Source organism: Mesorhizobium sp. P2_F8 (genome assembly GCF_056403655.1).
Genome location: NZ_JBFUFB010000011.1, coordinates 92,948 through 118,558 on the forward strand (window position 1 = coordinate 92,948; position 25,611 = coordinate 118,558).

Annotated in this window: 26 protein-coding genes and 1 tRNA gene; 14 read left to right on the forward strand and 13 right to left on the reverse strand. The window is 62.2% G+C overall.

Features of this window, described 5'->3' with window-relative positions:
• Window positions 1-58: 58 nt before the first annotated feature.
• Window positions 59-436 carry a SecDF P1 head subdomain-containing protein gene (locus tag AC1DZP_RS25510; RefSeq protein WP_477306204.1) on the reverse strand — a complete coding sequence of 126 codons (378 nt, stop codon included), beginning with the start codon at window positions 434-436 and terminating at the stop codon, window positions 59-61.
• 185 nt (window positions 437-621) lie between these two features.
• Between AC1DZP_RS25510 and AC1DZP_RS25515 the strand changes: the two genes are divergently transcribed.
• From AC1DZP_RS25515 to AC1DZP_RS25525, 3 genes are all read left to right on the forward strand, one after another.
• Window positions 622-1,287, forward strand: a complete 666-nt coding sequence (locus tag AC1DZP_RS25515; RefSeq protein ID WP_477306206.1) for an outer membrane protein — start codon at window positions 622-624, stop codon at window positions 1,285-1,287.
• Between the two features lie 727 nt (window positions 1,288-2,014).
• Window positions 2,015-2,656 (forward strand): hypothetical protein, encoded by a 642-nt coding sequence (locus AC1DZP_RS25520; protein WP_477306208.1) that lies wholly within the window; start codon window positions 2,015-2,017, stop codon window positions 2,654-2,656.
• 422 nt (window positions 2,657-3,078) lie between these two features.
• Window positions 3,079-3,164, forward strand: a tRNA-Leu gene (locus AC1DZP_RS25525).
• 139 nt (window positions 3,165-3,303) lie between these two features.
• On the opposite strand, the gene AC1DZP_RS25530 is transcribed toward AC1DZP_RS25525, so the two are convergent.
• Together AC1DZP_RS25530 and AC1DZP_RS25535 are read right to left on the reverse strand one after the other, a co-directional pair.
• A complete protein-coding gene (locus AC1DZP_RS25530) occupies window positions 3,304-3,582 on the reverse strand; it encodes a hypothetical protein (RefSeq protein WP_477306210.1) in 279 nt (92 codons plus the stop codon).
• 2,099 nt (window positions 3,583-5,681) lie between these two features.
• On the reverse strand, window positions 5,682-6,260 hold the full coding sequence (locus AC1DZP_RS25535; protein ID WP_477306212.1) for an NUDIX domain-containing protein: 579 nt from the start codon (window positions 6,258-6,260) through the stop codon (window positions 5,682-5,684).
• Between the two features lie 155 nt (window positions 6,261-6,415).
• On the opposite strand from AC1DZP_RS25535, the gene AC1DZP_RS25540 reads away from it, so the two are divergent.
• The 4 genes from AC1DZP_RS25540 (at window position 6,416) to AC1DZP_RS25555 (ending at window position 8,668) form a co-directional block, all read left to right on the forward strand.
• Window positions 6,416-7,519: an NADH:flavin oxidoreductase/NADH oxidase gene (locus tag AC1DZP_RS25540; protein WP_477306214.1), complete on the forward strand. Its 1,104-nt coding sequence runs from the start codon at window positions 6,416-6,418 to the stop codon at window positions 7,517-7,519.
• A gap of 131 nt (window positions 7,520-7,650) precedes the next feature.
• Window positions 7,651-7,968, forward strand: coding sequence for an SH3 domain-containing protein (locus AC1DZP_RS25545; RefSeq protein ID WP_095090747.1), 318 nt, complete (start codon window positions 7,651-7,653; stop codon window positions 7,966-7,968).
• A gap of 152 nt (window positions 7,969-8,120) precedes the next feature.
• Window positions 8,121-8,399 (forward strand): DUF982 domain-containing protein, encoded by a 279-nt coding sequence (locus AC1DZP_RS25550; RefSeq protein ID WP_477228526.1) that lies wholly within the window; start codon window positions 8,121-8,123, stop codon window positions 8,397-8,399.
• A gap of 29 nt (window positions 8,400-8,428) precedes the next feature.
• Entirely contained in the window at window positions 8,429-8,668 is a 240-nt protein-coding gene (locus AC1DZP_RS25555; RefSeq protein WP_095090749.1) for a DUF2188 domain-containing protein, read from the forward strand.
• A 160-nt stretch (window positions 8,669-8,828) separates the two neighbouring features.
• On the opposite strand, the gene AC1DZP_RS25560 is transcribed toward AC1DZP_RS25555, so the two are convergent.
• Together AC1DZP_RS25560 and AC1DZP_RS25565 are read right to left on the reverse strand one after the other, a co-directional pair.
• Window positions 8,829-9,056 carry a hypothetical protein gene (locus AC1DZP_RS25560; RefSeq protein ID WP_477306216.1) on the reverse strand — a complete coding sequence of 76 codons (228 nt, stop codon included), beginning with the start codon at window positions 9,054-9,056 and terminating at the stop codon, window positions 8,829-8,831.
• 110 nt (window positions 9,057-9,166) lie between these two features.
• Window positions 9,167-10,180, reverse strand: a complete 1,014-nt coding sequence (locus AC1DZP_RS25565; RefSeq protein ID WP_477306218.1) for an alpha/beta fold hydrolase — start codon at window positions 10,178-10,180, stop codon at window positions 9,167-9,169.
• Window positions 10,181-10,364: 184 nt separating this feature from the next.
• Here AC1DZP_RS25565 and AC1DZP_RS25570 point away from each other — a divergent pair, with 184 nt between their 5' ends.
• From AC1DZP_RS25570 to AC1DZP_RS25595, 6 genes are all read left to right on the forward strand, one after another.
• Entirely contained in the window at window positions 10,365-11,108 is a 744-nt protein-coding gene (locus AC1DZP_RS25570) for a competence/damage-inducible protein A (protein ID WP_457153475.1), read from the forward strand.
• Window positions 11,109-11,205: 97 nt separating this feature from the next.
• Window positions 11,206-12,039 carry a universal stress protein gene (locus tag AC1DZP_RS25575; RefSeq protein ID WP_457153476.1) on the forward strand — a complete coding sequence of 278 codons (834 nt, stop codon included), beginning with the start codon at window positions 11,206-11,208 and terminating at the stop codon, window positions 12,037-12,039.
• A gap of 215 nt (window positions 12,040-12,254) precedes the next feature.
• A complete protein-coding gene (gene gpt / locus AC1DZP_RS25580) occupies window positions 12,255-12,755 on the forward strand; it encodes a xanthine phosphoribosyltransferase (RefSeq protein WP_006200882.1) in 501 nt (166 codons plus the stop codon).
• A 209-nt stretch (window positions 12,756-12,964) separates the two neighbouring features.
• Window positions 12,965-13,453, forward strand: a complete 489-nt coding sequence (locus tag AC1DZP_RS25585; protein WP_477306424.1) for an NUDIX hydrolase — start codon at window positions 12,965-12,967, stop codon at window positions 13,451-13,453.
• A 121-nt stretch (window positions 13,454-13,574) separates the two neighbouring features.
• Entirely contained in the window at window positions 13,575-13,886 is a 312-nt protein-coding gene (locus AC1DZP_RS25590) for a PilZ domain-containing protein (protein WP_477228531.1), read from the forward strand.
• 594 nt (window positions 13,887-14,480) lie between these two features.
• Entirely contained in the window at window positions 14,481-18,263 is a 3,783-nt protein-coding gene (locus AC1DZP_RS25595; protein ID WP_477306221.1) for a vitamin B12-dependent ribonucleotide reductase, read from the forward strand.
• Window positions 18,264-18,414: 151 nt separating this feature from the next.
• Here the strand turns inward: AC1DZP_RS25595 and AC1DZP_RS25600 are convergent, their stop codons facing one another.
• The 5 genes from AC1DZP_RS25600 to AC1DZP_RS25620 all read right to left on the reverse strand — a co-directional run bounded on the left by AC1DZP_RS25600 (window position 18,415) and on the right by AC1DZP_RS25620 (window position 21,500).
• The gene (locus AC1DZP_RS25600) at window positions 18,415-18,912 is read right to left on the reverse strand and encodes a hypothetical protein (protein WP_477306222.1); all 498 of its coding nucleotides are present in this window, start codon (window positions 18,910-18,912) and stop codon (window positions 18,415-18,417) included.
• 121 nt (window positions 18,913-19,033) lie between these two features.
• Window positions 19,034-19,555, reverse strand: coding sequence for a hypothetical protein (locus AC1DZP_RS25605; protein WP_477306224.1), 522 nt, complete (start codon window positions 19,553-19,555; stop codon window positions 19,034-19,036).
• A 43-nt stretch (window positions 19,556-19,598) separates the two neighbouring features.
• The gene (locus AC1DZP_RS25610; RefSeq protein WP_477306226.1) at window positions 19,599-20,567 is read right to left on the reverse strand and encodes a DUF3592 domain-containing protein; all 969 of its coding nucleotides are present in this window, start codon (window positions 20,565-20,567) and stop codon (window positions 19,599-19,601) included.
• Window positions 20,568-20,659: 92 nt separating this feature from the next.
• Window positions 20,660-21,268, reverse strand: coding sequence for a class I SAM-dependent DNA methyltransferase (locus tag AC1DZP_RS25615; protein WP_477306228.1), 609 nt, complete (start codon window positions 21,266-21,268; stop codon window positions 20,660-20,662).
• 70 nt (window positions 21,269-21,338) lie between these two features.
• On the reverse strand, window positions 21,339-21,500 hold the full coding sequence (locus tag AC1DZP_RS25620; protein ID WP_477306230.1) for a hypothetical protein: 162 nt from the start codon (window positions 21,498-21,500) through the stop codon (window positions 21,339-21,341).
• 104 nt (window positions 21,501-21,604) lie between these two features.
• On the opposite strand from AC1DZP_RS25620, the gene AC1DZP_RS25625 reads away from it, so the two are divergent.
• Window positions 21,605-22,516 carry a LysR substrate-binding domain-containing protein gene (locus AC1DZP_RS25625; RefSeq protein WP_477306232.1) on the forward strand — a complete coding sequence of 304 codons (912 nt, stop codon included), beginning with the start codon at window positions 21,605-21,607 and terminating at the stop codon, window positions 22,514-22,516.
• A 10-nt stretch (window positions 22,517-22,526) separates the two neighbouring features.
• Here AC1DZP_RS25625 and AC1DZP_RS25630 read toward each other — a convergent pair whose 3' ends face one another.
• From AC1DZP_RS25630 to uppP, 3 genes are all read right to left on the reverse strand, one after another.
• Window positions 22,527-23,639: a glycoside hydrolase family 25 protein gene (locus AC1DZP_RS25630; protein WP_477306234.1), complete on the reverse strand. Its 1,113-nt coding sequence runs from the start codon at window positions 23,637-23,639 to the stop codon at window positions 22,527-22,529.
• A 179-nt stretch (window positions 23,640-23,818) separates the two neighbouring features.
• On the reverse strand, window positions 23,819-24,607 hold the full coding sequence (locus AC1DZP_RS25635) for a phosphodiester glycosidase family protein (protein WP_477306236.1): 789 nt from the start codon (window positions 24,605-24,607) through the stop codon (window positions 23,819-23,821).
• 74 nt (window positions 24,608-24,681) lie between these two features.
• The gene (uppP, locus tag AC1DZP_RS25640) at window positions 24,682-25,554 is read right to left on the reverse strand and encodes an undecaprenyl-diphosphatase UppP (RefSeq protein ID WP_457154129.1); all 873 of its coding nucleotides are present in this window, start codon (window positions 25,552-25,554) and stop codon (window positions 24,682-24,684) included.
• Window positions 25,555-25,611 lie beyond the last annotated feature (57 nt).

The following is a 25,611-nucleotide window of genomic DNA, read 5'->3' on the forward strand; positions in this document are numbered from 1 at the left end:
CAGCATCAAACTGGGACCTGTTGCGCCATGACAAAGGCTGTCCGGCCTTTCACGAAAGCTACTGCGCGCTGACGTCGACCGTGACTTTCGACTTCCCGGCCGAAATTTGTTCGGCGAGACGCCTGAGTTCGCCCTTGGCGAACCTGCCGCTGATCATGACCTCGCCGCCGAGGATGGGTTCGACCAGCCGCGGCGACATCACGACGTTGCCGTCAACGCTGAGATCAATCGTCTTCCCGACATTCGCCTTGGTGAACGCGGCGAATGCCCGCCCACTGTCCGGCGTCATCTTGAGGTTGAGCGCCACTTGTCCTGGCGCCGGATCGGGTATCACCACGGCCTTGGCGATGGTTAGCGTCAATGGCTCGGCCATGGCGAGACCGCAGGCGAGCAGTCCGATGGCCGTTGCAGCAATTGGGAGAAACAGGACGCGCATCGGGAATTTTCTCCACGAACCGCCGATCTTGCACGGCGACGCTGCCGCGGCAATGCCGCTTGCCTCCGACCTGGCGGCACCGGGCTTGCGACCGGCATCGGTCAGAATAGGATTCCGTTTTGTCGTAAATCGGGTTACCCTTCCGGCAAGGGCCTTTCTGAATTCGTCATTTCGGGGAGTTCGATGTGCGTCGCCTGATGGTCGCAACTGCCGGTTTTCTCGCTGCCCTGGCCGTGCCGGCTTCCGCAGCCGACCTCACCGTCGACGTGCCGATGACCGCGCCCGGCTTCGACTGGACCGGCTATTACGCCGGCCTGCAGGCTGGATATGGCTGGGGCCAGTCCGATATCACCGGGACGGGGGGCGAGCCATTTTCCGTCTCGCCCGACATCGACGGCGGTTTTGTCGGCGGCCATATCGCCGGCCTGTGGCAGTTCGACCAGGCAGTGATTGGCGCCGAGGCCGACCTCAACTACTCCTCGGTCGACGGCACGACCGAGGCGGAGCCGGGAAACGCTTTCGGCACCGACGTCAAATGGTTCGGATCAATCAACGCAAAGGCCGGCTACGCAATGGACCGGCTGCTGGTCTACGGCATCGGCGGCATCGCCTTTGCCGGCATCGAAACGTCGCAAGCGACGGGCACCGCGTTCGACAGTTCACGCACGAGTGTCGGCTGGGCAGTGGGTGCCGGCGTCGACTACGCGCTGACCGACAAGTTCGTCGTCGGCGCCCAGTATCGCTACTATGATTTCGGCTCGGAGCATTTTGACGCGTCCGGCGATTTCACCGACCGCGACCAGGATGTGAAGTTGAACACGGTCGGCATAAATTTGAGCTACAAGTTCTGAGCCTCGCCAGCGGCCTGGCGCGACCCGGCCAAGGCCGTGGCTCAAGAAGCTCTCTGGTGGAAGGGGCGGCCGACGCCCCCAGTTGGGCGGGGTGATGGGTTGGGCTGAGAAGCGCCGGCCTGGGCGGGTTTGATCCGCCGAGTAGTATCATACCAGTACCTCCGGCGCGCATAATTCCGTGATCGCACCATTATGTTCAAACCGCCCGGTCTGGCTTCCGTATTCAGACTTGACCAGGAACACGACTTGACGGCCCGCATCCTGACATCTGAAAAAGGCTGGCCTGCGGATGTGGTGGAATTGGTAGAGGCAAGGGATCTTAGATGCGAGCCAGGCCGCCCAGACGCGTCCTTCGCAGTCTTGGCCAGCCTTGTTTTCCGGGCTTTGCAGGCGCGGCCTGAGCCCGACATATCCATCAATCCCTACCCTTCCCTGCTCTTCCGGTGCCAATTGCGGTGCCAAATCAAAAGCCCGCCACCTTGAGGCGGGCCGTTGGCGGCGCGGTGTACCTCATCCGGCTGTACCTCATTGAGCCATCTTGCATTTCGCGTTCTTCCCTGCACTCCATCGGCAGCGGCCCGCTTCAGGGGAACGCTCAAAGCTGGTTGACCAGGGGAGAGGTTGACCAAGATTTGTTCAAGTGCCACGAGGGATGTACCTCGTGTTTCCGCCTTGAAGAGGCCCGCCGTCGTTAGCCAGGCGGGCCAAGACGAGAAGGAGAACGAACTTGGACACCTTATTGGCGCTTGCCGCTCTGGCCGTATCTCTGGTTGCACTTGGCATGTCCGTCTACTTCTGGAGGCGACAATTTCGCCCGATCGTAACGGCCGCGGTCAAAACTCACAGCGGCGGAAACGATGGGATTGCCTACAATCTCGTGGTGCTGAACTCTGGATCAATTCCCGCGAAAAATATCCGCCTGATCGTTCACGACCAGGCCGGCCTCAAAGCGGCGCTCGGAGTCGGTGCCAATGAAGATGCCAAAAAGCGGTGGCTGGCGTGTTTCACTCAGTCGACGGAAATTCCACTCCTCCAAAACGGCGATAAGACGACCTGCTCGTTTGGGATGACGCACAGCGATCCGCGGCAAAGCTTTTGGAAACCGCAGGCCCAGTTTTGGATCCGCATTGAATATGAAGGTTGGTTCGGCGCTAAGTACGATTCGGACCCACTTAACGTTTTGCAGATCGCCGATTCGGACAGCTTCACCGGAGGGATGTGGGCGCCGGTGAGAAACCCGCCACCAGGGACAGCGGGAACCTCTCAAACTGGGTCGAAATTCAGATTCCGTCCACCCTCCAGCATTCCTCGGGCATCTCCCCAGCGTCCTGTTCGCCATTCTCGATCCACGCGGTATTATCGACCTTGATCGTGAGCCGCTGATCGGTTCCTACGGTCCGGCCGAGTGATGGCTCGTCTGCACCCGTGCGGCTCGTCCAGCACGTCGCCGCCGTGCTCGTTTTCAGCTTCGCACTCGTCTTTGCTTGGGAACGTAGCGTATGCCCAGCCAAAATGCGGTTCCACGACCTTACACCCCATGCTCCCGCACTGATCGCCAGTGGGCTCGATGTGGTTGCAATCAGCCGTCGCCTAGGGCATGCGTCACCTGTGGTTCACGCTGTCAGTCCACGCCCATCTGTTCACACGGTCGGACGAAGGTGTTGCAGCGGCGATTGAAACCGCGATGAGAATGGGCGCAGAACAGTAATCCGGCCTTTCAGTACCAATCCGTTGCCAAGCGGGCTCGAATGGCTGGACCTATGTTCGCTTAAGTGCTTGTAATCGCGGCCTGCGGACGTGGCGGAATTGGTAGACGCAAGGGACTTAAAATCCCTCGATCTCTGATCGTACGGGTTCGATTCCCGTCGTCCGCACCACTCTCGGCTGCTGCGCCTCCAGGCAAARGGCTCCCTCGGACGAACCAGGGACCGCAGCCGAACGGCTGCCGGCGCGCAGTGTCACGCCAGCGGCTTAGCGAAAAGGCTGTTCGGGGCCTCTGCGGTGAGGCGAGCGCCCTTACTTGATATAAACCAGCACGTAGCGGCCCTTGTAGGGCTGGTAATACTTCGTCCCGCATTTCCAGACCACGGCGCCACCGCTGTAGGTGGTCTTCACGCATCCTTTGGGCAGGGTCGTGATGTAGATGGTCGTCCTCTGGATCACGACCGTCTTTGCTTCCGCCGAGTTGACGAGGCGAAAGCCCAAAATGCCGTCAAAGCCGTCGCCGGCCACCGAAGAGATCGCGAGCACGCCACAGATGGCGACCGCGCGAAAGAACGAACTGCGACTGATCATAAGCATTCCCCTTCCCTTTACTTGCCGCTCTGGCAGCCTACCAGCAACGCGCAAAGCTTCAAAGGACTTAAAATCCCTTGAGCTTTGATCGTGCGGGTTCGAATCTGTCGTCCGCACCATGTTGAAATCAGCGCTCAATGGAGAGGCCCGCCACGGTCGGGCGGCGTACCCTTCGTCGCGTCCTGCGGTCAGGACTTCTTATCGCCATTTGGATTTGGTGCCGGGGCCTCTCGCACGTCTCGCGGTGGCGGATCGACATGTTCAGGCTCCGGCGATGCTTCCTTGTCGGGACGACGGAGTGTCTTCTTCGTGTCAGGCTTCGGTGGCGGATCCTTGACTTTGCTTGGCATGTCCACTTCCTCCCATCCCCCCTGAAACCGGATCCCCGCCCTCTTGTTCCGTGAGCCGGTCAAAGGCTCGCCATGTGAGGCGCGGCTGTACCTCATCCGGGTGTACCTCATAGAGCCATCTTGCATTCGGGGTTCGTCCCTCACACTCCGTCGGCAGCGGCGCGCTTCAACCTTTCGGTGGTAGCCCTTCATGCGGATGCGCTCTGGCTCTCGCATTAGCGCGGGCGCATGCTTCGGGTCAGCCAGCACAGCGCCTCCTCGAGCCCGGACTGGTTAGGCCCAGCGGCCACCGCTGCTAGTCCCCTAGCAAGTCGCTGGGCCGCCCCGGCAAGAATCCACTCCCGACAGCGCATCACCTTCGGCGCGACCTCCGCGATCCTCACCTTGTCGGCGATCTCCCTTGCCGCCGCCATCGCTTTGGCCCTGTCTCTGGTGGTCGAGCACGGTCCGCCGAGGCGGCTTCTCGAGAACGCTAGGTTGCGGCCGGATGTGCTCCACCTTTTGCTACTTCCTTCGTTCATATGGGTGTGTTCCCCTTATATTAGCAGTAGCATATATATCGTCGCCAGCCGGCGCCGCCCCAACCCGCCCCGCCGGTCAGGCCCAGCCGCCTAGCTGCCGGTCACAACTAGCAACCAGGCCGCTGGGCCGCCCCGCCCCGGGTCGTGTCCCACCGCAAAGTCGGTATGATCCAAACGGCAAAAATGCAGGGTCCGGGCCACTCTCCGATATCGTCAAACACGTCCCGCACCAGTTTCCCAATGCATCGACTCGCGATCCGGGCCGAGCCTGTCGATCAGCGCCTGGACATCGACTTTGTGGACTTGCAGCACAGTGGCCAATAGCAGGGGAAAACGTCCGAATAGGCTTCTGTTGCAGGGTGGCTAATATTAGGGTTGGCTTCAGCCGGCTTGCCCCAACAAGAAGCCCCAAGCCGGTTAGGCTCGGCGGCCTCTCGTCACCCCGATCGGCTGTCGAGCCGCATGAAGGCTGATGGCTGAATGAAAAGCCTCGCCGCTCCATTTGCGAAGCGGCGAGGCCCCCACCCACCCCAATGCCGGCCCCAACACCCGGCATTGCTGACACTGCAAATCTGGTGCCAAGCGCAAGTGACCCATTACGGGACATCTGCGTGCGTCAGCTTGGGAAGCCGTCGGCCAGGATTGGTCCGGCCGGAATCGCGCGTGGGCGCAGGCGTGGCACGGTTCTTGCTCCGACAGCTTCAGACATGCCGGGCGCAAGACGCTGTTCCACATCGACACCGGCGTGTGAGGTTGGGACAATGATGTCGCGCAAGCTTCTGTTCGGCCTTCCCGCAGTGTTCCTGGTCACGGCCCTGGCGGTAGCCCTCCTGTCGTCTGAGATGTCATGGGAATTTCTGACGGCGATCCAATCCGATTCAGTCTTTTGTTCAAGCGGTCCATCACGCGCGACCTTATCGGCGTCGGCTTCAACGTCACGGACTTTGCCGTCATGTGGATAGCACAGCCAAAATTCGGAAACGAACGGCGTCCCGCAGCGTCTTACCGAGATTGGGTCATGGCACGCTTGGCCTTGATCACTCGGTTGGCATCAGCCTTTCGCGAATTCGTCGCACCGCGCTACCGGCCAGAACTTCACTATATGCGCGGCCCCGGGCCGGCCTCCGCGCGCCGGGCGCGCGAACGCTGAATATCCACGGCCAACGACCTTATTCGGCCATCGATCCGAGAGCCAGCCTGGCGACAGGATGCAACGCGAGAAAATCGATCAAGCAGGAATCGGATTCAGCTTCAGATGCTGGATGAGGATGATGGTCTTGGCGTCGATGATGCGGCCATCGGCAATGCCGGCCAGTGCCTCGTCGAGCGGCATTTCCAGCACTTCGATGTCCTCGCCCTCTTCCGGCGCGCCGCCGCCGGCCGAGATGCGGTCGGCAGGCGAATAGCGGGCGATGAAGAACCAGAGCCGTTCGGTGACGCTGCCCGGGCTCATATAGGGTGAAAACAGCCGTTCCACGTTCTGCAGCCGGTAACCCAGCTCTTCCTCGGCCTCCTTGCGGATGCAGGTTTCCGGATCGTTTTCGTCCAACAGGCCGGCACAGGCCTCGATCAGCGGCTCGCGGTGGCCGGTGACGTAGGCTGGATAGCGGAACTGACGCACCAGAAGCACGGTCGAGCGCGAGGGATCGTAAGGCAGGATCACCGCGCCGTCGCCGCGATCATAGGTCTGGCGGATCTGCGTTTCCCACAGTCCGTCACGCCGGCGGTAGTCGAGGACGGTCTTCTTCAGGACAGCCCAGTCGTCCGAGAGGATTTCCTCCGAACGGATGCGAATGCGATCTTCCATCGTGGTCTCCATGCTACCCGGTCGAGGCGTAGCCGCGAACCGGCATTTGCGCAATGCAGGCAATCGGTCCAAAAAGGGCGTGTCACCTTCTCGTGTCTGGCGCGTCTTCGATCCACTACCTAGATAGCGGTTTACCCCTCCCGGAGCCCTTTCTCATGACCGCATCGCTTTTTCAGCCAATCACCCTTGACGGCCTCACCTTCCCCAATCGCATCGCCGTCGCGCCGATGTGCCAATATTCCGCCGAAGACGGCTCGGCCAGCGACTGGCACCTCTACCACTGGATGAACCTTGCCATGTCCGGCGCCGGCATGGTCACGGTCGAGATGACCGATGTCGAACGGCGCGGGCGTATCACGCATGGGTGCCTCGGCCTTTATTCCGAAGACAATGAGGCGGCCGCCCGCCGGACACTGGATGCGGCCAGACGCGTCGCCGCTCCCGGCACGAAGTTCGGCACGCAGCTTGCCCATGCGGGCCGCAAGGCCTCCAACCGCAAGCCGTGGGAGGGCGGCGGGCCGCTGCAGCCAAACGAGGATCCCTGGCAGACGGTGTCGGCCTCGGCCATCGCCTACGACACCGGCTGGAACGTGCCGCGAGCGCTGGAGGAAGAAGAAATCCTGCAGCTCATCGAACGCTTCGCCGAGGCGGCAAGACGTGCCGAACGCGCCGGCTTCGATTTCCTCGAACTGCACGCGGCACACGGCTATCTGATCTTCCAGTTCCTGTCGCCACTGTCCAACCAGCGCACGGACCGCTGGGGCGGCTCGCTGGAAAACCGCATGCGTTTTGCCGTCGAGATCGCCAAGGCAGTGCGGAAGGCAGCGCCAAATCTGATGCTCGGCGCGCGGCTGTCGGTAAAGGACTGGGTCGACGGCGGCTTCGACATCGAGGATGCGATCGAAGTGGCAAAAGCCCTCAAGGATGTCGGCGTCGCCTATCTCTGCTGCTCGAGCGGCGGCAATTCACCGTTGCAGAAACTGCCCACCGGACCGGGCTACCAGGTGCATCTGGCGGAAGCCGTGCGCAAGGGCGCCGGCATTGCGACCCGCGCGGTTGGCCTGATCGACGACCCGAAGCAGGCCGAAGCGATCGTCGCCGAGGGCCGCGCCGACATCGTGGCGCTGGCGCGCGCCTTCCTGGCCGATCCGCGCTGGGGATGGCGTGCGGCGGCCACGTTCAGCGAGACAATCCACCCGGCGCCGCAGCTTGCCCGTTCGGTGACGACGATGCAGCACTGGATGAAGGCGGCGGGCTGATCGATCGGTTCTCCTGATCCCGGCGCGGCCCGCAGTTCTCGACAGTTTGCCACAGCTTGGCTTCAATTCTGTCCGCGAACTGTTACCTTGGGTGAGGCTGCGGCGGGCGCGGCCGGGCTTGGGAGGAAATCATGTCGTTCAGGGCATTCTTGCCTGTTGCAGCACTGACAGCTGTGGCCGGACTTTGGATCGGCGCGTCGACACCGGCCAGCGCGCAATATTGCGAGGGCACGGTGCACGGCCTGTCCGGCCGCTACAATTTGGCGACCGGCAGCGGCTTTCTTGCCGTGCGGACACGGCCGAACTCGTCCTCGCGGATGATCGGCCAGCTGTTCAATGGCGATCACACCGAGATCTTCGACCGCCGCGGCAACTGGTATCAGGTCGAGATCGGCGGCAGGACCGGATGGGCAAATGCACGCTGGTTGCGCAACGATTGCGGCTACTGAGACGCCCGAGCATGTCACCCAAAAGTGGATCCGGTTTGGAATGACGACATGCGTCAAACACTGACCTAGAGCGTGTCGCAAACGCGACGCGACTTTTGGGCGCAGGCTGAAGGACATGGTTGCAACCAAATTGGCTGCTTTGCGTTGCGGCCATGATGGACAACAAACCTTTTGAAGTGCCGGTCGTCGTCGAACTTGGCCACGTCGGCAAATATCGCCATATCCGCAGCGCCCAGGAAGCGGCTGAGTGCCTGATGACCGTTTGGCCGCTCAATCGCGGTCCGCGCCATCGTGATGCCCTCGACACTTGCCTCAAAGTGCTGGAAGGTTATCGTTCGACAGCAGATGCGCGCCGGGCACTGATTGAAGCCGCCAAGGAATCGGAAGTGCTGGTGCCCGACGACAGACTGCCCGACGGCCGGCTGCATTGAGCAGACGGACCTTTCAACTGGAGGTTTTGATGGCGAAGCTGACTTACAAGATCGTCGAGCATGACGGCGGCTGGGCCTATAAGGTCGGTGCGACCTTCTCGGAGACGTTTCCCACGCATCAGGACGCGCTGCGCGCCGCCGAAATCGCTTCGGCCGAGCAACAGGTCGCCGGAGCTACGGACGGCATCCAGTACGAGGACGCCGAAGGCAAATGGCACGACGAACTGGCCGACGGCCGGGACCGCCCGCAGACAGAAGTCTCCGAGTAAATTCTTGTATCCTGGTCTCAGTAATCGGGCAGGCAGGGCGCCGACCGCGGACGTCCGGAGAGAAGACGTCCCGCAGCCGGCGGCTGCCCTGCGGGCTTTGTCTTTTTGAGCGCGATCTTTTCCGAAAACCGATTACTCGCTTTTGGGGATCGTGCTCCGACTATTTGCCGCAATACTGATCGTTCACGTTCCCCTGGGCATTCGCATCGGGACCGGCGGTGTCGGAGGCGCAAGGGCCGATCGGGCCGGTATTGCCGAGGGTGTTCAAGCCTGATCGGTCGCCGTTGATGCTTCCGGTGGTGGTGGTATCGACGCTTGTATGGTTTCCGTTGCCGAACGGCCACCAGTCGTGATTGTTGGAATAGGTGCTGTCCGACGACTGCGCCATCGCCGATGTGGCAAGACCGATCGTCAGGACGGATGCTGCAAGAAGTTTCGTGACTATTGAACTACTCCGTGTCTTTGCCGCCTTGGGTGCGACGCGGGTAAAACCGGCAATCAGCCTGATGGTTCAGTGAAATTGTCGTGAGCCGGCGGTGATGCCCGACCGGCGAAGGCTCGATTGGCGACGCGCTCGATGAAGGCGACGATCCGCTCCGGCGCGACGAATTGCGGCATATGTCCCATGCCCTCGACCAATTCGAAATCGAGCCCCTCGATCCTTGACCTCATCGGCGCACCCTGGGTGTGAAACGTGGTGACGCGATCGGCATCGCCGAAGAGAATGCCGGCCGGCATGGCGATCTCGCCGTAGCGCTTCTCGATGCGGCCAAGGTCGCGCTCAATCGCCACGACATCGGAGGACATGGCGTAGAAATGGGCCGGCCTGAGCCCGAGCCAGCCGCCGCCTCCGACCATGTAATCGCCGGGCAGGACCTGCGGCGCGAAGATGAATTCCATTGTCGGCCGCGCATATCTGAGGCTTGTCGGTATCGCCACCGTATAGCTCATGATCCAGCGCCACAGGCGTGACGGAATATAGAGTGAGCCGAACTTTTCGCGCCCGCCGGCTTCCATATGGGTCAATGGCGCCAGGAGAGCGATGCCGGAAATCGCCTCGGGATGTTCCACCGCCAGGGTCAGCGCGATGGCACCACCCAGGGAATGACCGACCACCAGCGGCTTTTCCAGCCTGAGAGCTTCAATGAAGCGTCGCACGATCTCGGCCTGTTCGGGCAGCCGCCCTGTCGCCCCGCTCGCACGCACCGAATAGCCCGCGCCCGGGCGATCGAGCGCGATCAACCGGTAGCCCGCACCCAGCCGCCCGAACAGCGTGTGCCGGAAATGGTGGAGCTGGGCGCCAAGCCCGTGCAGGAACACGATCGGCAGCCCTTCGCCCTGATCGACATAGTGGATGCGGTTGCCGTCGACCTCGATGAATTTACCGACCGGCGGCACCAACCTTTCGGTCTTGGCCGCGATCCACAGCGTCGCCAGCACCAGACTGGCGATCCCCAGGACCGCCAGCAACAAAAGTCCGGCCAGCAGCCATGACAGAAACGACAGGAGCATTGTTCACCCGCACCAGAACCGGCTTGAGCTTAGCCGCATCCGGTGCCGCTGCAACCTTGCATCGAAACCGGGCCTGGTTCGATGGATATCTCGCATACCGGCACAGATTGTTCGCCGCCCAGCCGGCATTGCGGCTGCTGCCGCGCCGCGCTATCTGAGGCGACTCGTCTTGCCGGAGCCTTCCATGCCCGAAATCGTAACCGCCGCCATGCTAGTCATCGGTGACGAGATCCTGTCCGGCCGCACCAAGGACAAGAACATCGGCCATCTCGCCGATATCATGACGGCGATCGGCATCGACCTGAAGGAAGTACGCATCGTTCCGGACGAGGAAGACGAGATCGTCGCGGCGGTGAATGCCGTGCGCGCACGCTACACCTATGTGTTCACCACCGGCGGCATTGGCCCGACGCATGACGACATCACGGCCGATTCGATATCCAAGGCCTTCGGCGTGCCTTGCGAATACGATGCCAAGGCCTATGCCATGCTCGAGGCAAGCTATGCCGCGCGCGGCATCGAATACACCGAGGCCCGCAAACGCATGGCGCGGATGCCGCGCGGCGCCGATCTCATCGACAACCCGGTGTCCGTTGCGCCCGGCTTCCGCATCGGCAACGTCCATGTCATGGCCGGCGTCCCGTCGATCTTCCAGGCGATGCTCGACAATGTCGTGCCGACGCTGAAGGCCGGCACCCGGATGCTATCGGCAAGCGTGCACTGTCCCTTCGGCGAAGGCCTCATCGGCGGACCGCTGGGCGACATCCAGAAAGCGCATCCGGACACGATCATCGGCTCCTATCCGAAATATGGCGATGGCAAATTCTGGACCGAACTGGTCGTGCGCGCCCGCAGCCAGGAAGCGCTTGACGCAGCGCGTGCCGATGTCGAGGCAATGGTGGCCGGGTTCGCCAGCAATCCGGGCTGATCTGGTCCAGACAGGAACCAAGCACGACGCTGCGACGTTTCCTTCATGCGAGTTCGATCGGCCGCAATTCTATCGCTTGTAAACTGAGGGGATTACCATGCGATTCAAGACCATCGTCGCCATTTTGCAAAACGAACAGGACGCCGAGCGCGTGCTGGACTGCGCCGTTCCGCTCGCCAACCGGTTCCAGAGCCATCTGACCGGTATCCACGCCGAAACGCTTCCTGTGCCCTACACCTCGGCCACCGGCTTTCCGGACACCGAGTTCCTGCAGGTTTCGGCCGACATGAACCGCGAGCGGGCCGAGAAGCTACAGGCCATTTTTCTCCGGCATATCGAGAACTCCGGACTTTCCTTCGAGTGGCGAAGCCTGGAGAGCTTTTCGGGCGACAGCGCGCTGACCGGCATTTCCAGCGTGCGCGCCGCCGATCTGATCATCGCCGCGCAGCGCGAGACGGGCGGCGACCCGAGCGCGGATGTCGATACGCTGGTCTATGATGCCGGGCGCCCGGTGCTGGTGGTGCCGCACGCCGGCCCGCTAGTCACCACCTTCAAGCATGTGCTGCTCGCCTGGAACGGCAGCAAGGAAGCCGCCCGCGCCGCCTTCGACGCGCTGCCGTTCATCATCGAAGCCGAGAAAACCGACATATTGGTCATCGACCCACCAGACTCGCTCGACGAGAGCCCGGAAGCCGCCGGCGCCGAAATCGCGTCCGCGCTGTCGCGCCATGGCGCCACCGTCAGCGTCTCGGTGCAAAGGTCGGGCGGCAATTCCATCGACGACATCATCCAGACCAGAATCGCGGAGACCGGCGCCGATCTGCTGGTGCTCGGCGCCTACAGCCACTCCTGGCTGCGCCAGCTTCTGTTCGGCGGCGTGACGCGCACCGTTCTGCGCACGGCGCCGGTGGCGGCCTTCCTGTCGCGCTAGTGCGTGTCGCCCAAAAGGGACCCTGGTTTTGGGAGAACGACACGCAGAAAACAAAAACTTAAAGCGCGTCGCTTGAATCCGTTCAACGCGACGCGCTTTAAGTCCACAGCGATCGCCGGCCCTGCCCTTGCCAAGGCCAAGGCTTTCCAGTTAATTCCGCGCGCATTCCCCTGTTTTCTTTGCGCGCGATCCCCGCGTGCTGCGGAGTGCGCGACATGTCCCTTCCCGAAAAAGCCTTTCCAGTCTCCTGGGACCAGTTCCATCGAGACGCCCGCGCGCTTGCGTGGCGGCTTGCGGGTGCCAACAAGGGGCAATGGAAAGCGATCGTCTGCATCACGCGCGGCGGACTGGTTCCGGCTGCCATCATCTCGCGCGAACTCGGCATCCGCGTCATCGAGACGGTCTGCGTCGCCTCCTATCACGATTACACCAGCCAGGGGCAACTGCAGGTTCTCAAGGAGATCACCCCCGCCCTGCTGGCCGATGACGGCGCCGGCGTGCTGATCATCGACGACCTGACCGATACCGGCAAGACGGCGGGCATTGTGCGCGCGATGATGCCGAAGGCGCATTTCGCCACTGTCTACGCCAAGCCAAAAGGCAGGCCGCTGGTCGATACGTTCGTCACCGAAGTCAGCCAAGACACCTGGATCTATTTCCCGTGGGACATGGGCTTCACCTATCAGAAGCCGATCGCCGACGATCACGCCGGCTGATTCGCGACAGCGCGTTTTTACTAAATTTGTAGCCACTCCCGGGTACCATTTGCTTTCGGAATGGGCCCACAGGACGATTTCCTGTGAATTCGACCTTTGTTGGCGGAAATTGGCCAGTGCATCCAAAGTTTTTACTTTTATTGCTGACCATTGGCCGTAAGATTCGTGAGGCGGCAAAACGATTCTGGAGGCTGGGGCTAGCTTCTCCGATGTTGACAAGGCCAACGACGCACAACCATCTGGCTGAAAGGGTCCGGCGACTCTTCGGCACGGCGCCGTGTCGTCTGCAGGTTGCTGCCCTACCCTGGCGGGATACCGGTAATGGCGTCGAGGTCCTGCTGATCACCAGCCGCGATACCGGCCGCTGGGTGTTGCCCAAGGGTTGGCCGGAGGCCAGGGAGCCGCTCTGCGAGGCTGCCGCGCGCGAGGCCGGCGAGGAGGCCGGACTGCGCGGAACGGTGTCGCACCTTGAGGCCGGTCGTTATTTCTACGCCAAGGTGTTGGCTTCCGGCGAGGAAGTGCCGTGCGAAGTCCTGGTGTTTCCGTTGCACGTCGACAAGATCGCGGATCGTTGGAAGGAAAAAAATTCGCGCACCCGCAAATGGGTCAGTTCCAAGGACGCGGTACGCATGATCAACGAACCCGACCTTTGCCAGATCATCGCCTATTTCTGCGCCGATCCGCACAGATTTCCCTGATCGGACGTCCAGCGCCAAGGGCCCGGTCCACACCTGTCAGGCACACCGGCACGGTTTTCGATGCGACGCCATGAATGGTTTGCTAACCATTCACGGATAAGAATCGTTCGGCGTGTTATCGATGGTGAACCCTGTAGACCCACTGCCGGAAGATCCCGGCGAGCCCAAGCGCGAGCATCGTCCGCGCGTGCTCAAGGGTGGAACGATCATCACCGGGATTCAGAACTCGGAGGTCGGCTGCACGCTGCGCAATCAGCACGACAGCGGCGCCGAATTGAAGATACCGCTCGAGGCCCGGGTTCCCGATCGCTTTCTTCTCTATGTGCCGCTCGACGGCATCGCCTATCGATGCGAGGTTCGCTGGCGCCGCAAGGACCGCGTCGGGGTGCAGTTCACCGGCACCGAGCCAAAGCCGAAAATGCATTACGGCTAATCCCTGGTGATTCAGCGGCGAAGAGGTCGCCGCGCGGCAAATCTATCCCCGTTATCCACATATGTGACACACAAGATGTTGGGGTCACAAAAGCTACGCAAACGAATCCTTGACGGCGCAAAACGAGTCGCCTTTTATAGGCCATGCGCTCCTGTTGAGAGTGCGACCGGAAAGTTCTGAGCCCGGTCTTTTTCCCGGATTATGTGCGTTTTTGCCCGCATTTCCGCCCGTTTACGAGGCCGGCGGAAGCGTTGGGGTTGTGGGGCGGTTGGGGACAATAGGGAGAATTGTCGGACTGGAATAAATTGTCTGTTAACACTATATTTAGTGTTTGCAGGCAGGTTCGACGCTAGATAGTGTGAACTTCCCTCGAGTGAGGGAATCGGAAAAAAATCAGTTTTGAGGGACCCGCGGGGTTCGTCGGCGTGTTGGACAGGCACTTCGCAAGGAGTTTGACCAGCAGGGCCGGCGGAGACTGCGAAATGGAGAGCCGGCCGTTTTCGAACGCCGGCAGGCGGCGGACATGCGTGTTTCGCATTGGGGGCAGAAATCCCCTGACGAAAGCGCTATATATAGACAAAAGGGATCGGACCAATGCGCATCGAGCGTCGTTTCACCAAGCAAGGGCAATCTGCTTACGCGGAGATCGAATTCCGCAAGGCGCTTTCGGAGATCAAGAATCCGGATGGCTCGGTGGTGTTCCGTCTCGACAATATCGATGTGCCGGCGCAGTTCTCCCAGGTTGCCGCCGACATCCTGGCACAGAAGTATTTCCGCAAGGCCGGTGTCCCCGCGCGGCTGAAGAAGATCGAGGAGAACGACGTCCCCTCCTTCCTGTGGCGCTCCGCCGCCGATGAGGCCGAGCTTGCCAAGCTGCCGGAAGCCGAGCGCTACGGTTCCGAGATCGACGCGCGCCAGGTCTTCGACAGGCTGGCCGGCACCTGGACCTACTGGGGCTGGAAGGGCGGCTACTTCAAGGCGTCGGAAGAAGACGCCCGCGCCTTCCGCGACGAGCTTGCCTACATGCTGGCCACCCAGCGCGTGGCGCCGAATTCCCCGCAATGGTTCAACACCGGCCTGCACTGGGCCTATGGCATCGACGGCCCGAGCCAGGGCCACTTCTATGTCGACCCGTTCACCGGCAAGCTGACCAAGTCGAAATCCTCCTATGAGCATCCGCAGCCGCATGCCTGCTTCATCCAGGGCGTGCAGGACGACCTCGTCAACGAGGGCGGCATCATGGACCTTTGGGTGCGTGAAGCGCGCCTGTTCAAATACGGCTCCGGCACCGGTTCCAACTTCTCGCTGCTGCGCGGCGAAGGCGAAAAGCTGTCCGGCGGCGGTCGCTCGTCCGGCCTGATGAGCTTCCTCAAGATCGGCGACCGCGCGGCGGGCGCCATCAAGTCGGGCGGCACGACACGCCGCGCCGCGAAAATGGTCATTGTCGACGCCGACCATCCCGATATCGAGGAATTCATCGACTGGAAGGTCAATGAAGAGCAGAAGGTCGCCTCGCTGGTCACCGGCTCAAAGATCGTCAAGAAGCACCTCGAAGCGATCATGAAGGCCTGCGTCAACTGCGAAGGCCAGGACGACGATTGCTTCGACCCGTCGATCAACACCGCGCTGAAGCGCGAGATCAAGGCGGCCAAGAAGTCCGCTGTGCCGGAGAACTACATCTACCGTGTCATCCAGTTCGCCAAGCAGGGCTACACGTCGATGTCGTTCAAGACCTACGACACCGACTGGGATTCGGATGCCTACCTCACGGTTTCGGGCCAGAACTCCAACAATTCGGTGTCGCTGAAGGACAATTTCCTGCGCGCTGTCGAGGACGATGCCGACTGGCACCTCACCGCCCGCAAGGACGGCAAGGTGTTGAAGACGCTGAAGGCGCGGGACCTGTGGGAAAAGATCGGCTACGCCGCCTGGGCGTCGGCCGATCCGGGCCTGCATTTCAACACGACGATGAACGACTGGCACACCTGCGCTTCGGCCGGTGCGATCCGGGCGTCCAACCCGTGCTCGGAATACATGTTCCTCGACGACACGGCCTGCAACCTGGCCTCGATCAACCTCCTGCCCTACCGCAACGCCGACGGCACGATCGATATCGCCGCCTACGAGCACACCGTGCGGCTGTGGACCATCGTTCTCGAAATCTCGGTCATGATGGCGCAGTTCCCGTCGAAGGAGATCGCCAAGCAGTCCTACGAATACCGCACGCTCGGCCTCGGCTATGCCAATATCGGCGGCCTGCTGATGACCTCGGGCATCCCTTACGACTCCGACGAGGGCCGCGCCATCTGCGCCGCCCTCACCGCGATCATGACCGGCACTGCCTATGCCACCTCGGCCGAAATGGCCGCCGAACTCGGCGCCTTCGCCGACTACGACCGCAATGCGCAGAACATGCTGCGCGTCATGCGCAACCATCGCCGTGCCGCCTATGGCGAGAAGCAGGGCTATGAGAAGCTCGCCGTCAACCCGGTGCCGCTGGTCGCCTCCGACCTGAAGCAGCAGGACCTTGCAGTGCACGCCAAGGCTGCCTGGGACCGCGCCATCGAGCTCGGCGAGGAGCATGGCTATCGCAATGCGCAGGCGACCGTCATCGCGCCGACCGGCACGATCGGCCTGGTCATGGATTGCGACACCACCGGCATCGAGCCCGACTTCGCGCTTGTGAAGTTCAAGAAGCTGGCCGGCGGCGGCTACTTCAAGATCATCAACCGCGCCGTGCCGGAAGCGCTGCGCACGCTCGGCTACTCCGAAGCCCAGATCGGCGAGATGGAGGCCTATGCGGTCGGCCACGGCAATCTCAACCAGGCGCCCGCGATCAATCCCGGCGCGCTCAAGGCGAAGGGGTTCACGGACGACAAGATCGCGGCGCTCAACGCAGCCTTGAAGTCGGCCTTCGACATCAAGTTCGTCTTCAACCAGTGGACGCTCGGCGCCGACTGGGTGAAGGAGACGTTTGGCTTCACCGACGAGCAGCTCAACGACTTCTCGTTCGAGATGCTGCCGGCGCTGGGCTTCTCCAGGAAGGACATCGAGGCCGCCAACATCCATGTCTGCGGTGCGATGACCTTGGAAGGCGCGCCCTTCCTCAAGGCCGAACACCTGGCGGTGTTCGACTGCGCCAGCCCGTGCGGCAAGATCGGCAAGCGCTCGCTGTCGATCAATAGCCACATCCAGATGATGGCGGCGGCGCAGCCCTTCATCTCCGGCGCCATCTCCAAGACCATCAACATGCCGAACGACGCGACGGTGGAAGACGCCAAGGGCGCCTACATGCTGTCGTGGAAGCTGGCGCTGAAGGCCAACGCGCTCTACCGCGACGGCTCGAAGCTCTCGCAGCCGCTCAACTCCTCGCTGCTCGCCGATGGCGAGGACGACGAGGACGAGGCGATCGAGCAGCTGATCGCCGCACCGGCGGCGGCGCGCGCCGCACAGATCACCGAGCGGATCGTCGAGCGCATCATCGAGCGCGTGTCGCGCGAGCAGGAGAAGCTGCCCGGGCGCCGCAAGGGCTACACGCAAAAGGCCAAGATCGGTGGCAACACCATCTTCCTGCGCACCGGCGAATATGACGATGGCCGTCTCGGCGAGATCTTCATCGACATGAACAAGGAAGGCGCGACGCTGCGTGGCCTTCTCAACAACTTCGCCATCGCCATCTCGCTCGGCCTGCAATATGGCGTGCCGCTCGACGAATATGTGCACGCCTTCACCTTCACCAAGTTCGAGCCGGCCGGCATGGTGCAAGGCAATGATGCCATCAAGAGCGCGACGTCGATCCTCGACTACGTGTTCCGGGAACTCGCGATTTCCTATCTCGGCCGCAACGACCTTGCCCATGTCGACCAGTCGGACTTTTCCAACACCGCACTTGGCCGTGGCATCAGCGAAGGCAAGACCGACGCTGTCTCCAAGGGCCTGACCCGTGGCGCGTCCCCGGTGAAGCTGGTGTCGCGGGTAAGCGGCAACGATCCGAAGGGCTTCGCGGCCCCCTCGGGCGCCCCTGCCCGCTCAGCGCCGACCGCCTTCTCCGGCTCCAACGTGCTGGCGCTGAAGCCGGCCACCGACGAGGCGGTCGCCTACAAGCGCGACTATGAGGAACGGGCGAAGGAATTGGCCGAGGACATCGCTTTCGAGGAAGCGGCGGGCGCTGCTTCGGACACCACGGCGGCACTGTTCACCGACGCCGCGGCCAATGAAGCGGCCGAGGCAAAGAAACTCGCCAACGACCGCCGAGCCAAGTCACTGCTGCAAGGCTACACCGGCAATTCCTGCTCCGAGTGCCAGAACTTTACGATGGTGCGGAACGGGACCTGTGAGAAGTGCGATACTTGTGGTGCCACGAGCGGGTGCAGCTGAGCGACATCCGAGACGCTAGTCCAAAACGCAACGTTATCGGCCCGGTCGTAAGATCGGGCCGAAATGTCTTAAGGGTAGCGATCAGGTGCGTCTTCCCTTCTCCCCTTGTGGGAGAAGGGGAGAGTCGCCCGCCCAATCCGGATCACACTCCCTACCCCGACGGCAACACCTGCAGTGTCTGCTCGTCAAACAACGGCTCGTCCTGACCTATGCGGACGAACAGCAGCTTGCGCGCTGCCCCAGCTGGTACCTCGAAATACTGGATGCCGTCGGGCATTTCACCCCAGTCGCCGCAGGGCGGGTCCGGAACCTCGTTGGGATCGGTCTTCGCTTCCAGCTCTTTCGCATAAGCAGCGTCGGGGCTGAATGTGTAGCGCTTGATGCCGGCGGGCGCGGTGCCCTCCGTGTAAGGCGCCAGCACGCAGCGGGCGCTGACGGCCTTGTCGGTCTTTTCGCGGAACAGGCGCTGCAATGAGGCCTCTGCGGTTTCGCCGGGCTTGATGTCATACAACTCGACAAGAGGATCGGCCGCGCCGCCATCGCTGTATTTGATGGCGAGAGCGTTGCCGGTGAATTCGAAATGGATCTTACGGAAGCCAAAATCGCAGCGCTGCACCCAGGCGGCAAGCCCGACAGTTTTGTCCGTCAACTTCTCCCAGACGCATTTGTCGATGGGCGGGCGCGACGGAGCACCCTCGTCAGCCCAAGCCACGGCGGATACCGTGACGCATGCAAACAGGGCGCAGGCCCAGGTGATCGATCTCATGGCGCTATTCATCGCTGCATCCTGTCAAAGTAAAGGCGTCCCATGCCGAGCCATTGGGATTGGCGTTGGCGAAATCGGCCCATTCGGTGAAATGGTCACCGAAATCAGGCAGCAACAGGCCTTTCGGCGCCGGTGTCGCTTCGCTCGAATTCAACTGCTCGGCGCCGCCGCCGGTCAAGGCATAGATCTGCCCATCCCATATCCTGCACAGGCCGCTGCCATCCTGAAGGCCGGCTTCGCGGTCGTCGTCAGTGCAGGTGTGGCGGATGGTGCCGAGCGGAAACGAATTCTTGCCATTCGTCCAGGTGATGTCGGCAGGCAGACGGGTGTCGGTATGGGGAACGGTCAGCGAAAACACCTCGGCCGTCAGCGCCGCCGGCTCATTGTCCAGTGGCCGAAATTGCAGAACGGCGCCCGAGCGCGGCTCGCGGTAGGTGGCGTGGCTCAGCAAGCATTCCTTGGCGCTCGCTCCCTGGATCGGGACGAGCAGGCCCAGAAAAACAAAGGCCAGTTTGCGAATGATCATCAAATGTCTCCGGGAGAGCGTTGCCGAAGCCAAAAGCCTGTTCTCACACCAGCCCGACCAGGAAGGCGGCGCCGAGAAATCCTGCCGAACAGACCCACAGCAGCCAGAGCCCGCGCACCCGGCATTCGAGCACGGCCGAGCCGGGGTTGGCGGGATCATAGTGCACGTCGACCTTGCTGCCCTCGACATAGCGACGCGCCTGGCCACCGACGAGGCCGGGCAGCGAAGCCGTGACCGTGGCGCCGAAGGCGACGCGGTCGGCGCTGTAGCGCTGGCCGGCGACGCCATAGCTGTAGACGATGCGAGATTTGAAAACGGTGCGCCAGCGTTGATAGCTTGAATGGCTTCGCAGCGCCTGCAGACCTGACGCATCGATGCGGCCGGCGGCGACCGGCCATTTTGCCGCCTGCTCGGCAAGCGACTTCTGGGCAAAGCCCATGCGCAGGGCGAACAGGCCCATGAACAGCAGCAATGCCGCGGCACCGAGGTTTTGCGGTTTGGGCAGATGCGGGCGGATCGCCTCGAGCACGCCGCCGACGGAAAACACCAGAACCGCCGTGCCGATCACCAAACCGGCCGAGAGCTGGACCATGAACTTGAAGGCACCATCCGGCATGGTGCGCTCGATTACGGCTTTGCTCGGGTCGGCTGGATTGTAAAAGACGGTCACCTCCGCGCCGCGGGGAAACTGCGCAAGGGTTTCGGGGACTTCAAAGTTCCCCAAATTCTCCTTCACGCTGTAGCGCGAGCTTTGAAATTTCTTCCCGCCGACTTTGTATTCGAAGGTGATGGCCGGGAAATTGCGCATCTCCGTGGTATCGGTGCTGTCCGAGCCAGCGCCCGAGCTTCTGACCTCACGCGCCTCGACGCGTGACGAGATGATCTTTCCCGGCGTCGGCAACCAGCGGCTGAGGGTCTGCACCTCGCGCCATTTCACAAAGGTGATGAGCGACAGCATGCCGGAGACCGCGCAGGCAAAGCCGACAAGCAGAAATTTGAGTTCCAGCTCCACCCTGATCCCCCCGGAGTGCAGGAACAGGCACTAGACAGCACTGCGGCGGCAATGTCTCGCCTATTCGCAAAAATCGGAGGTGACGGACCCAGTCACGACGGTCTCACGGCCAGGAACGTGTTCCACTCTTCGTTGTTGCGGCCGATGTTGAAGTCGTCCCTGATAAGGACCAGCCCAGCGGCTTCGATGCGGGCGGCGAAGTCTTCCCTGCGCCAGTAGACCGTGTGATATTCGCCGCCCGTCTCGCCATCGCCATTGCGCATCGATACGAGGAACGCGCCGCCTGGGCGCAGCGACCCGGCTATCTTGGCAAGGACCTGGTCGGTCTGGTCGCGAGGCACATGGATCAGGACGCACAGGGCCAAGACTGCGTCGTAGGGGCCGCGGAGATCATCGGTGATGAGATCGAGCAGTTCACCGTGCTTGCCGCGCGCGGCCTGCAGCTCAAGAAACCGCCTTGTCGCGTCGGTGCGCCGAACCCTAGCTCCCAAGGTCTCCAGAAAGTCGGCGTCGTATCCCGCTCCCGACCCGACTTCCAGAATCTGGCCGCCTGTGCCGGCGATCGCCACGAGGCGCCTTAGCGCTGCCTGTTCCCTCGGGTTGGGAACATGCCGCACGATTGCATCATACTGCTTCGCATAATCCTCATAGGAGGAGATCGTTTGACGGCTCTTCGCCAGGGCCTCCGCAGATACGCTCATCCTTTCCTCCCGTTTGCACCAGTCAATGCACGCAAGTCAGCAGGGCACGCAAGTCAGCGGGGCACGCAAGTCAGCGGGTGCTGCCGGCAGAAGCGTGTCCGTCGAGCACGCCGATATCGCGCAGGAAATGATCCGACAGCGCACGCTGGTCGAGCACGCCGCGCGTGCGGGGTCTGAACGGAGCGGTGAAGAGGTCGAGCACCGGACGACGAAGTGTGTTGTAGAGGGTCATTGCCGTGTCCTTTCGGGTTCGAGTTGATGACCAGAGTATGCCTGGTTGCGGCCTTGGCTTCCAATCGAACGTCGCGTACTATGCATCAGGAGGTTTGATGCGTCATGAGTTGGGAGCTACCACCACTGGGCGCCATTCGCGTCTTTGAAGCCGCGGCGCGGCTGGGCAGTTTCACCAAGGCTGCCGAGGAACTCGGCATGTCACAGTCAGCGGCCAGCTATCAGATCAAGGTGCTGGAAGAGCGCGCCGGAACGCCGCTTTTCATAAGAAAAACAAGGCATATAGCCTTGACCGAGGCCGGACAGCAGTTGGCGCCGCACGCAACGGGCGCATTCTCGGCCCTGGCCGACGCGTGGGTCGCCACGAAGGGTGGAGCGACTGGCGTGCTGTCCGTCACGACCTCGGAAACATTCGCATCGAACTGGCTGGCCGTGTGGCTTGGAACATTCCAGCTGATGCATCCCGATCTCGCCGTGAAGGTGAATACATCGTCCCGGCTGGTCGATTTCACACGCGAGGACATGGATATCGGGATCAGAACCGGCACCGGAAAATGGCCCGGCCTGACGGCTCATTACCTGTTCAAAGCAGACTATACGCCAATGCTCAGCCCGAAACTGGCCGAGAGCGTGGGCGGCATTCGCCACCCCGAGGATCTCTACAAGGTGGCGCTGTGCTGTGCCGACGATCCCTGGTGGAAAATCTGGTTCGAAACAGCCGGCGTACCCTTCGAGCCCGATCGCGTCATGGCCGGACCGAACCTGGGTTCGCAGGCTTACGATGCAATGGCGGCGCTAACCGACCAGGGCGCCGCGATCCTGACCCGCAACATCTACAGCGCCCTGCTGGCAAAGGGCCAGTTGATACAGCCATTTGAAGTGCTGGGATCAGATGGCGACGGCTATTGGCTCGTCCACCTGGAAAGCCGCCGTAACACGCCGAAGATCAAGGTGTTCCGGGACTGGGTGCTGGCCCAGACGGCTGACATACGCCAGCGTGAGGTACGCCGGGCCTGATAGGCTGGCCTCAGTCGGCGTCGGCGACGGAAATCCGTCCGCCGGCCCAGGCGCGCCATTGCCGTTCGTCGCCATGGAAGACGTTGAGGTCGATGCGGCCGGTGACACCGTGCGACAGACCGGAACCGGAATACTGCCAGAACAGCCATTTGCGGTCGGGGTAGACCTTCGACGGATGCCGCGCCACCGCGCGCACCCAGAACGGATAATCGAGAAATTCGCCCCGGAGATTGTCGCGGTAGAAATCAGGCGCGGTGTAGATGATGGGCCGCTGGCCGTAATGACGCTCCAGCTTGTCCATGAACACCTGCATCTTCTCCAGCACCTTTTCGCGCGACGGCCGCCGCTTGCAGCTGGATTCGCCGTTCCATTCGACGTCGATCACCGGCGGCAGAGCGCCATCCATCTTAGGCACGTTGCGGATGAACCAGTCGGCCTGTTCGCCCGCTGTGCGGCACCAGTAGAAGAAGTGATAGGCGCCACGCTTCAGGCCGGCGGCGTCGGCATTGCGCCAGTTCTTCATGAACATCGGATCGAGATGGTCGCCGCCATCGGTCGCCTTGATGTAGGCGAAGTTGGCGCCCTGCGCGCGCAGCTTTTCCCAGTTGACGTTGCCCTGCCAGCGCGAAACATCGACGCCGTGCACGGCAAGGTGCCGGGGCGAGGACCGGCCAAAATTGATCGGCTTGGCATCGCGAAAGCCGTAACGGGTGACCGGCCCGGCCAGCATGGGCGGTGCTGCGCGGCTCAACAGCCTGGGCGGTGATACAAGCGCAGCCGGCTCGACCGGCGGCTCGGCGCTGTCGGGCAGTTCAGGCGCCGGGAATGACACTGTCTCTTCTTCAGCCAGGCCGAAGGGCCGAGTATTTTCGGCGGCAGCATTGTCGTCTTCCAGACCATTGTCAGGCAGACCATTGTCAGGCTCGGGCGCCCTTTCGGCCCTCGGCGCGCTCCTGGCCATCGCCTTCGGAGCCGCGGCGATCGGCGCGGGCGGCCGTATCACGGAACTGGTGGTTTCGTTCGACGGTTTCTGCAAATCCAGCGCGTCGACGCCGGCCGTCGATGTACAGCCGGCAAGGCATAGCGATGCGATCAAAAAACTGATGGCGCCCGGAATCCGCATCTGGACCTGTACTCAAAACACAACAGACCGAGGGCAAAACGACAGCCGACGGACAAACCAGATCGAGTTATGAACGAGAAATTACCAATAAAGTTTGAATCAAGTTTTTTCGAGCGCGCTAGGCCGCGAAATTTGGCTCCCGGTGCAGCTGATCGGCGGCAAGCGGGGTGGCAAAGCCGCTAGGATTTCCTGAAGACGCCGATCATCGGTCCGAGATTCCAGTAGTCGTCGTTGCGGCCGATGGCCGGCGCGAACAGGCTCGATATCGTGCCGTCGAGGAAAAGCGCGTTGTCGCAGCCGAGCGCGTCGCGGAAAAGACGGGCAAAGGCATGGAAGGTCACCGTGCCGTTGGAAATGGCAAAGACGGCGACGCCGTCCTTCCGCACGCCGACACCGTCGCGGGTCTTGCGCGAGGTGCTGTCGGCCTGGAATTTCGGATGCAGCTTGCCGTCGATCACGAGCATCGGCCCGGATTGCGTCGCATAATCGAGCGGCGGTCGCTTTTTCAGGAAGTCCCTGGTGGCGCGGACCGTGGCCTTGCCGTTGCTCATGTAGAAAATGCCGTTCGGCTGCAGGGAAAAATTGCCGCTTCCCGATCCCGTCTTCACCGACGCCCTTTCGTTGCCGCGCTCGACATACAGACCGACCGGATCGAGGTCCGGGTGATACATGCCGGCATTGATGGCAAACAGCATGGTGCGCCCGGCCGCCTGCTCCGAGGCATCGAGATTGTGCAGCGATTGAAACGGCTTGCCCGCCGGATCTTTCCAGAACAGTTCGATCGAATACCGTTTCGGGTCGACCTCGCAGACGAGGTAGCTGGTCGCCTCAAAGGCAAAGTCGCGGCATGGCGGCAGCGAAGCGACCCATTGGCCAAATCCCATGCCGAACGCCGCCACCGACGGCAGCGCGCCCTTGGCGAGCGCCAGCAGCAGCGGCAGCGATTGCAGGAGGGTCAAAAAATCCATGCGTGTACCGGAATCGAAGTTCAGGAGGATCCGGTAGGGATATAGCCCGTTTCAAGCGATACCGTGAAAGAGCCCTAGGCAAGCCATCCCATCGCCACGCATAGCAGCAGGACGACGCCAAGCAGGCCGCGATAGATGACGAACGGCCAGGCCGAAAAACGCTCCAGCACACGCATCAGGCCCCATATGGCGAAGAAGGCGGAAACCGAGGCGACGACCAGTCCGACGATCAGAACCGACCAGCCATGCGCGTCGAGATGGACCTTGTGCAGTTCCCAAAGCTCCTTGAGGCCGGCCAGCGCAATGGCGGGCAGCCCAAGCAGGAACGAGAACCGCGCCGCCTCGGCCCGCTTGAAGCCGAGCCCGAGTGCGGCCGTCAGGGTCGAGCCGGAACGAGAGACACCCGGAATCAGCGCGCCGATCTGGGCGACGCCGACGAGCAGCGCGTCAGTCAGCGATGCCTCGCCGACGGTGCGCCGGTGGCTGGCAAAAATCTCGGCCAGCGCCAGAAGGATCGCCATCACGATACAGGCCCAGCCGATCACCGTCAGGCTGCGCAGCGGCGAGTTGCAGGCGTTGAGCACGCCCGACAGCGCCACGCCGGCGATGACGATCGGGATGGTCGCCAGCACGATCCACAGCGCCAGCCGGAAATGCCGGTCGGCGAAATCGCGTCGCGTCAGCGCGTCGAGCGAACCAAACAGGATATCCCTGACATCGCTCCAGAAATAGCTGACCACCGCGGCCAAGGCCGCAAGCTGCATGGCGGCGGAGAAGGCGGAGCCCGGATCCTGCCAGCCGAGCACGGCCGGTACGATGCGCATATGGGCGGTCGAAGAGATCGGCAGCAATTCGGTGATGCCTTGCACCAGGCCGAGGAACGCCACCTTGGCGAATCCCAGCCCGACAAAGCCGGTGTCGACGCCTTGGGTGCAGATGTCTGCCATATCGAGCCTTTCTGTCGAACAATCGTGAGGGGCGATCCCCGCCGAGCCATAGTCTGG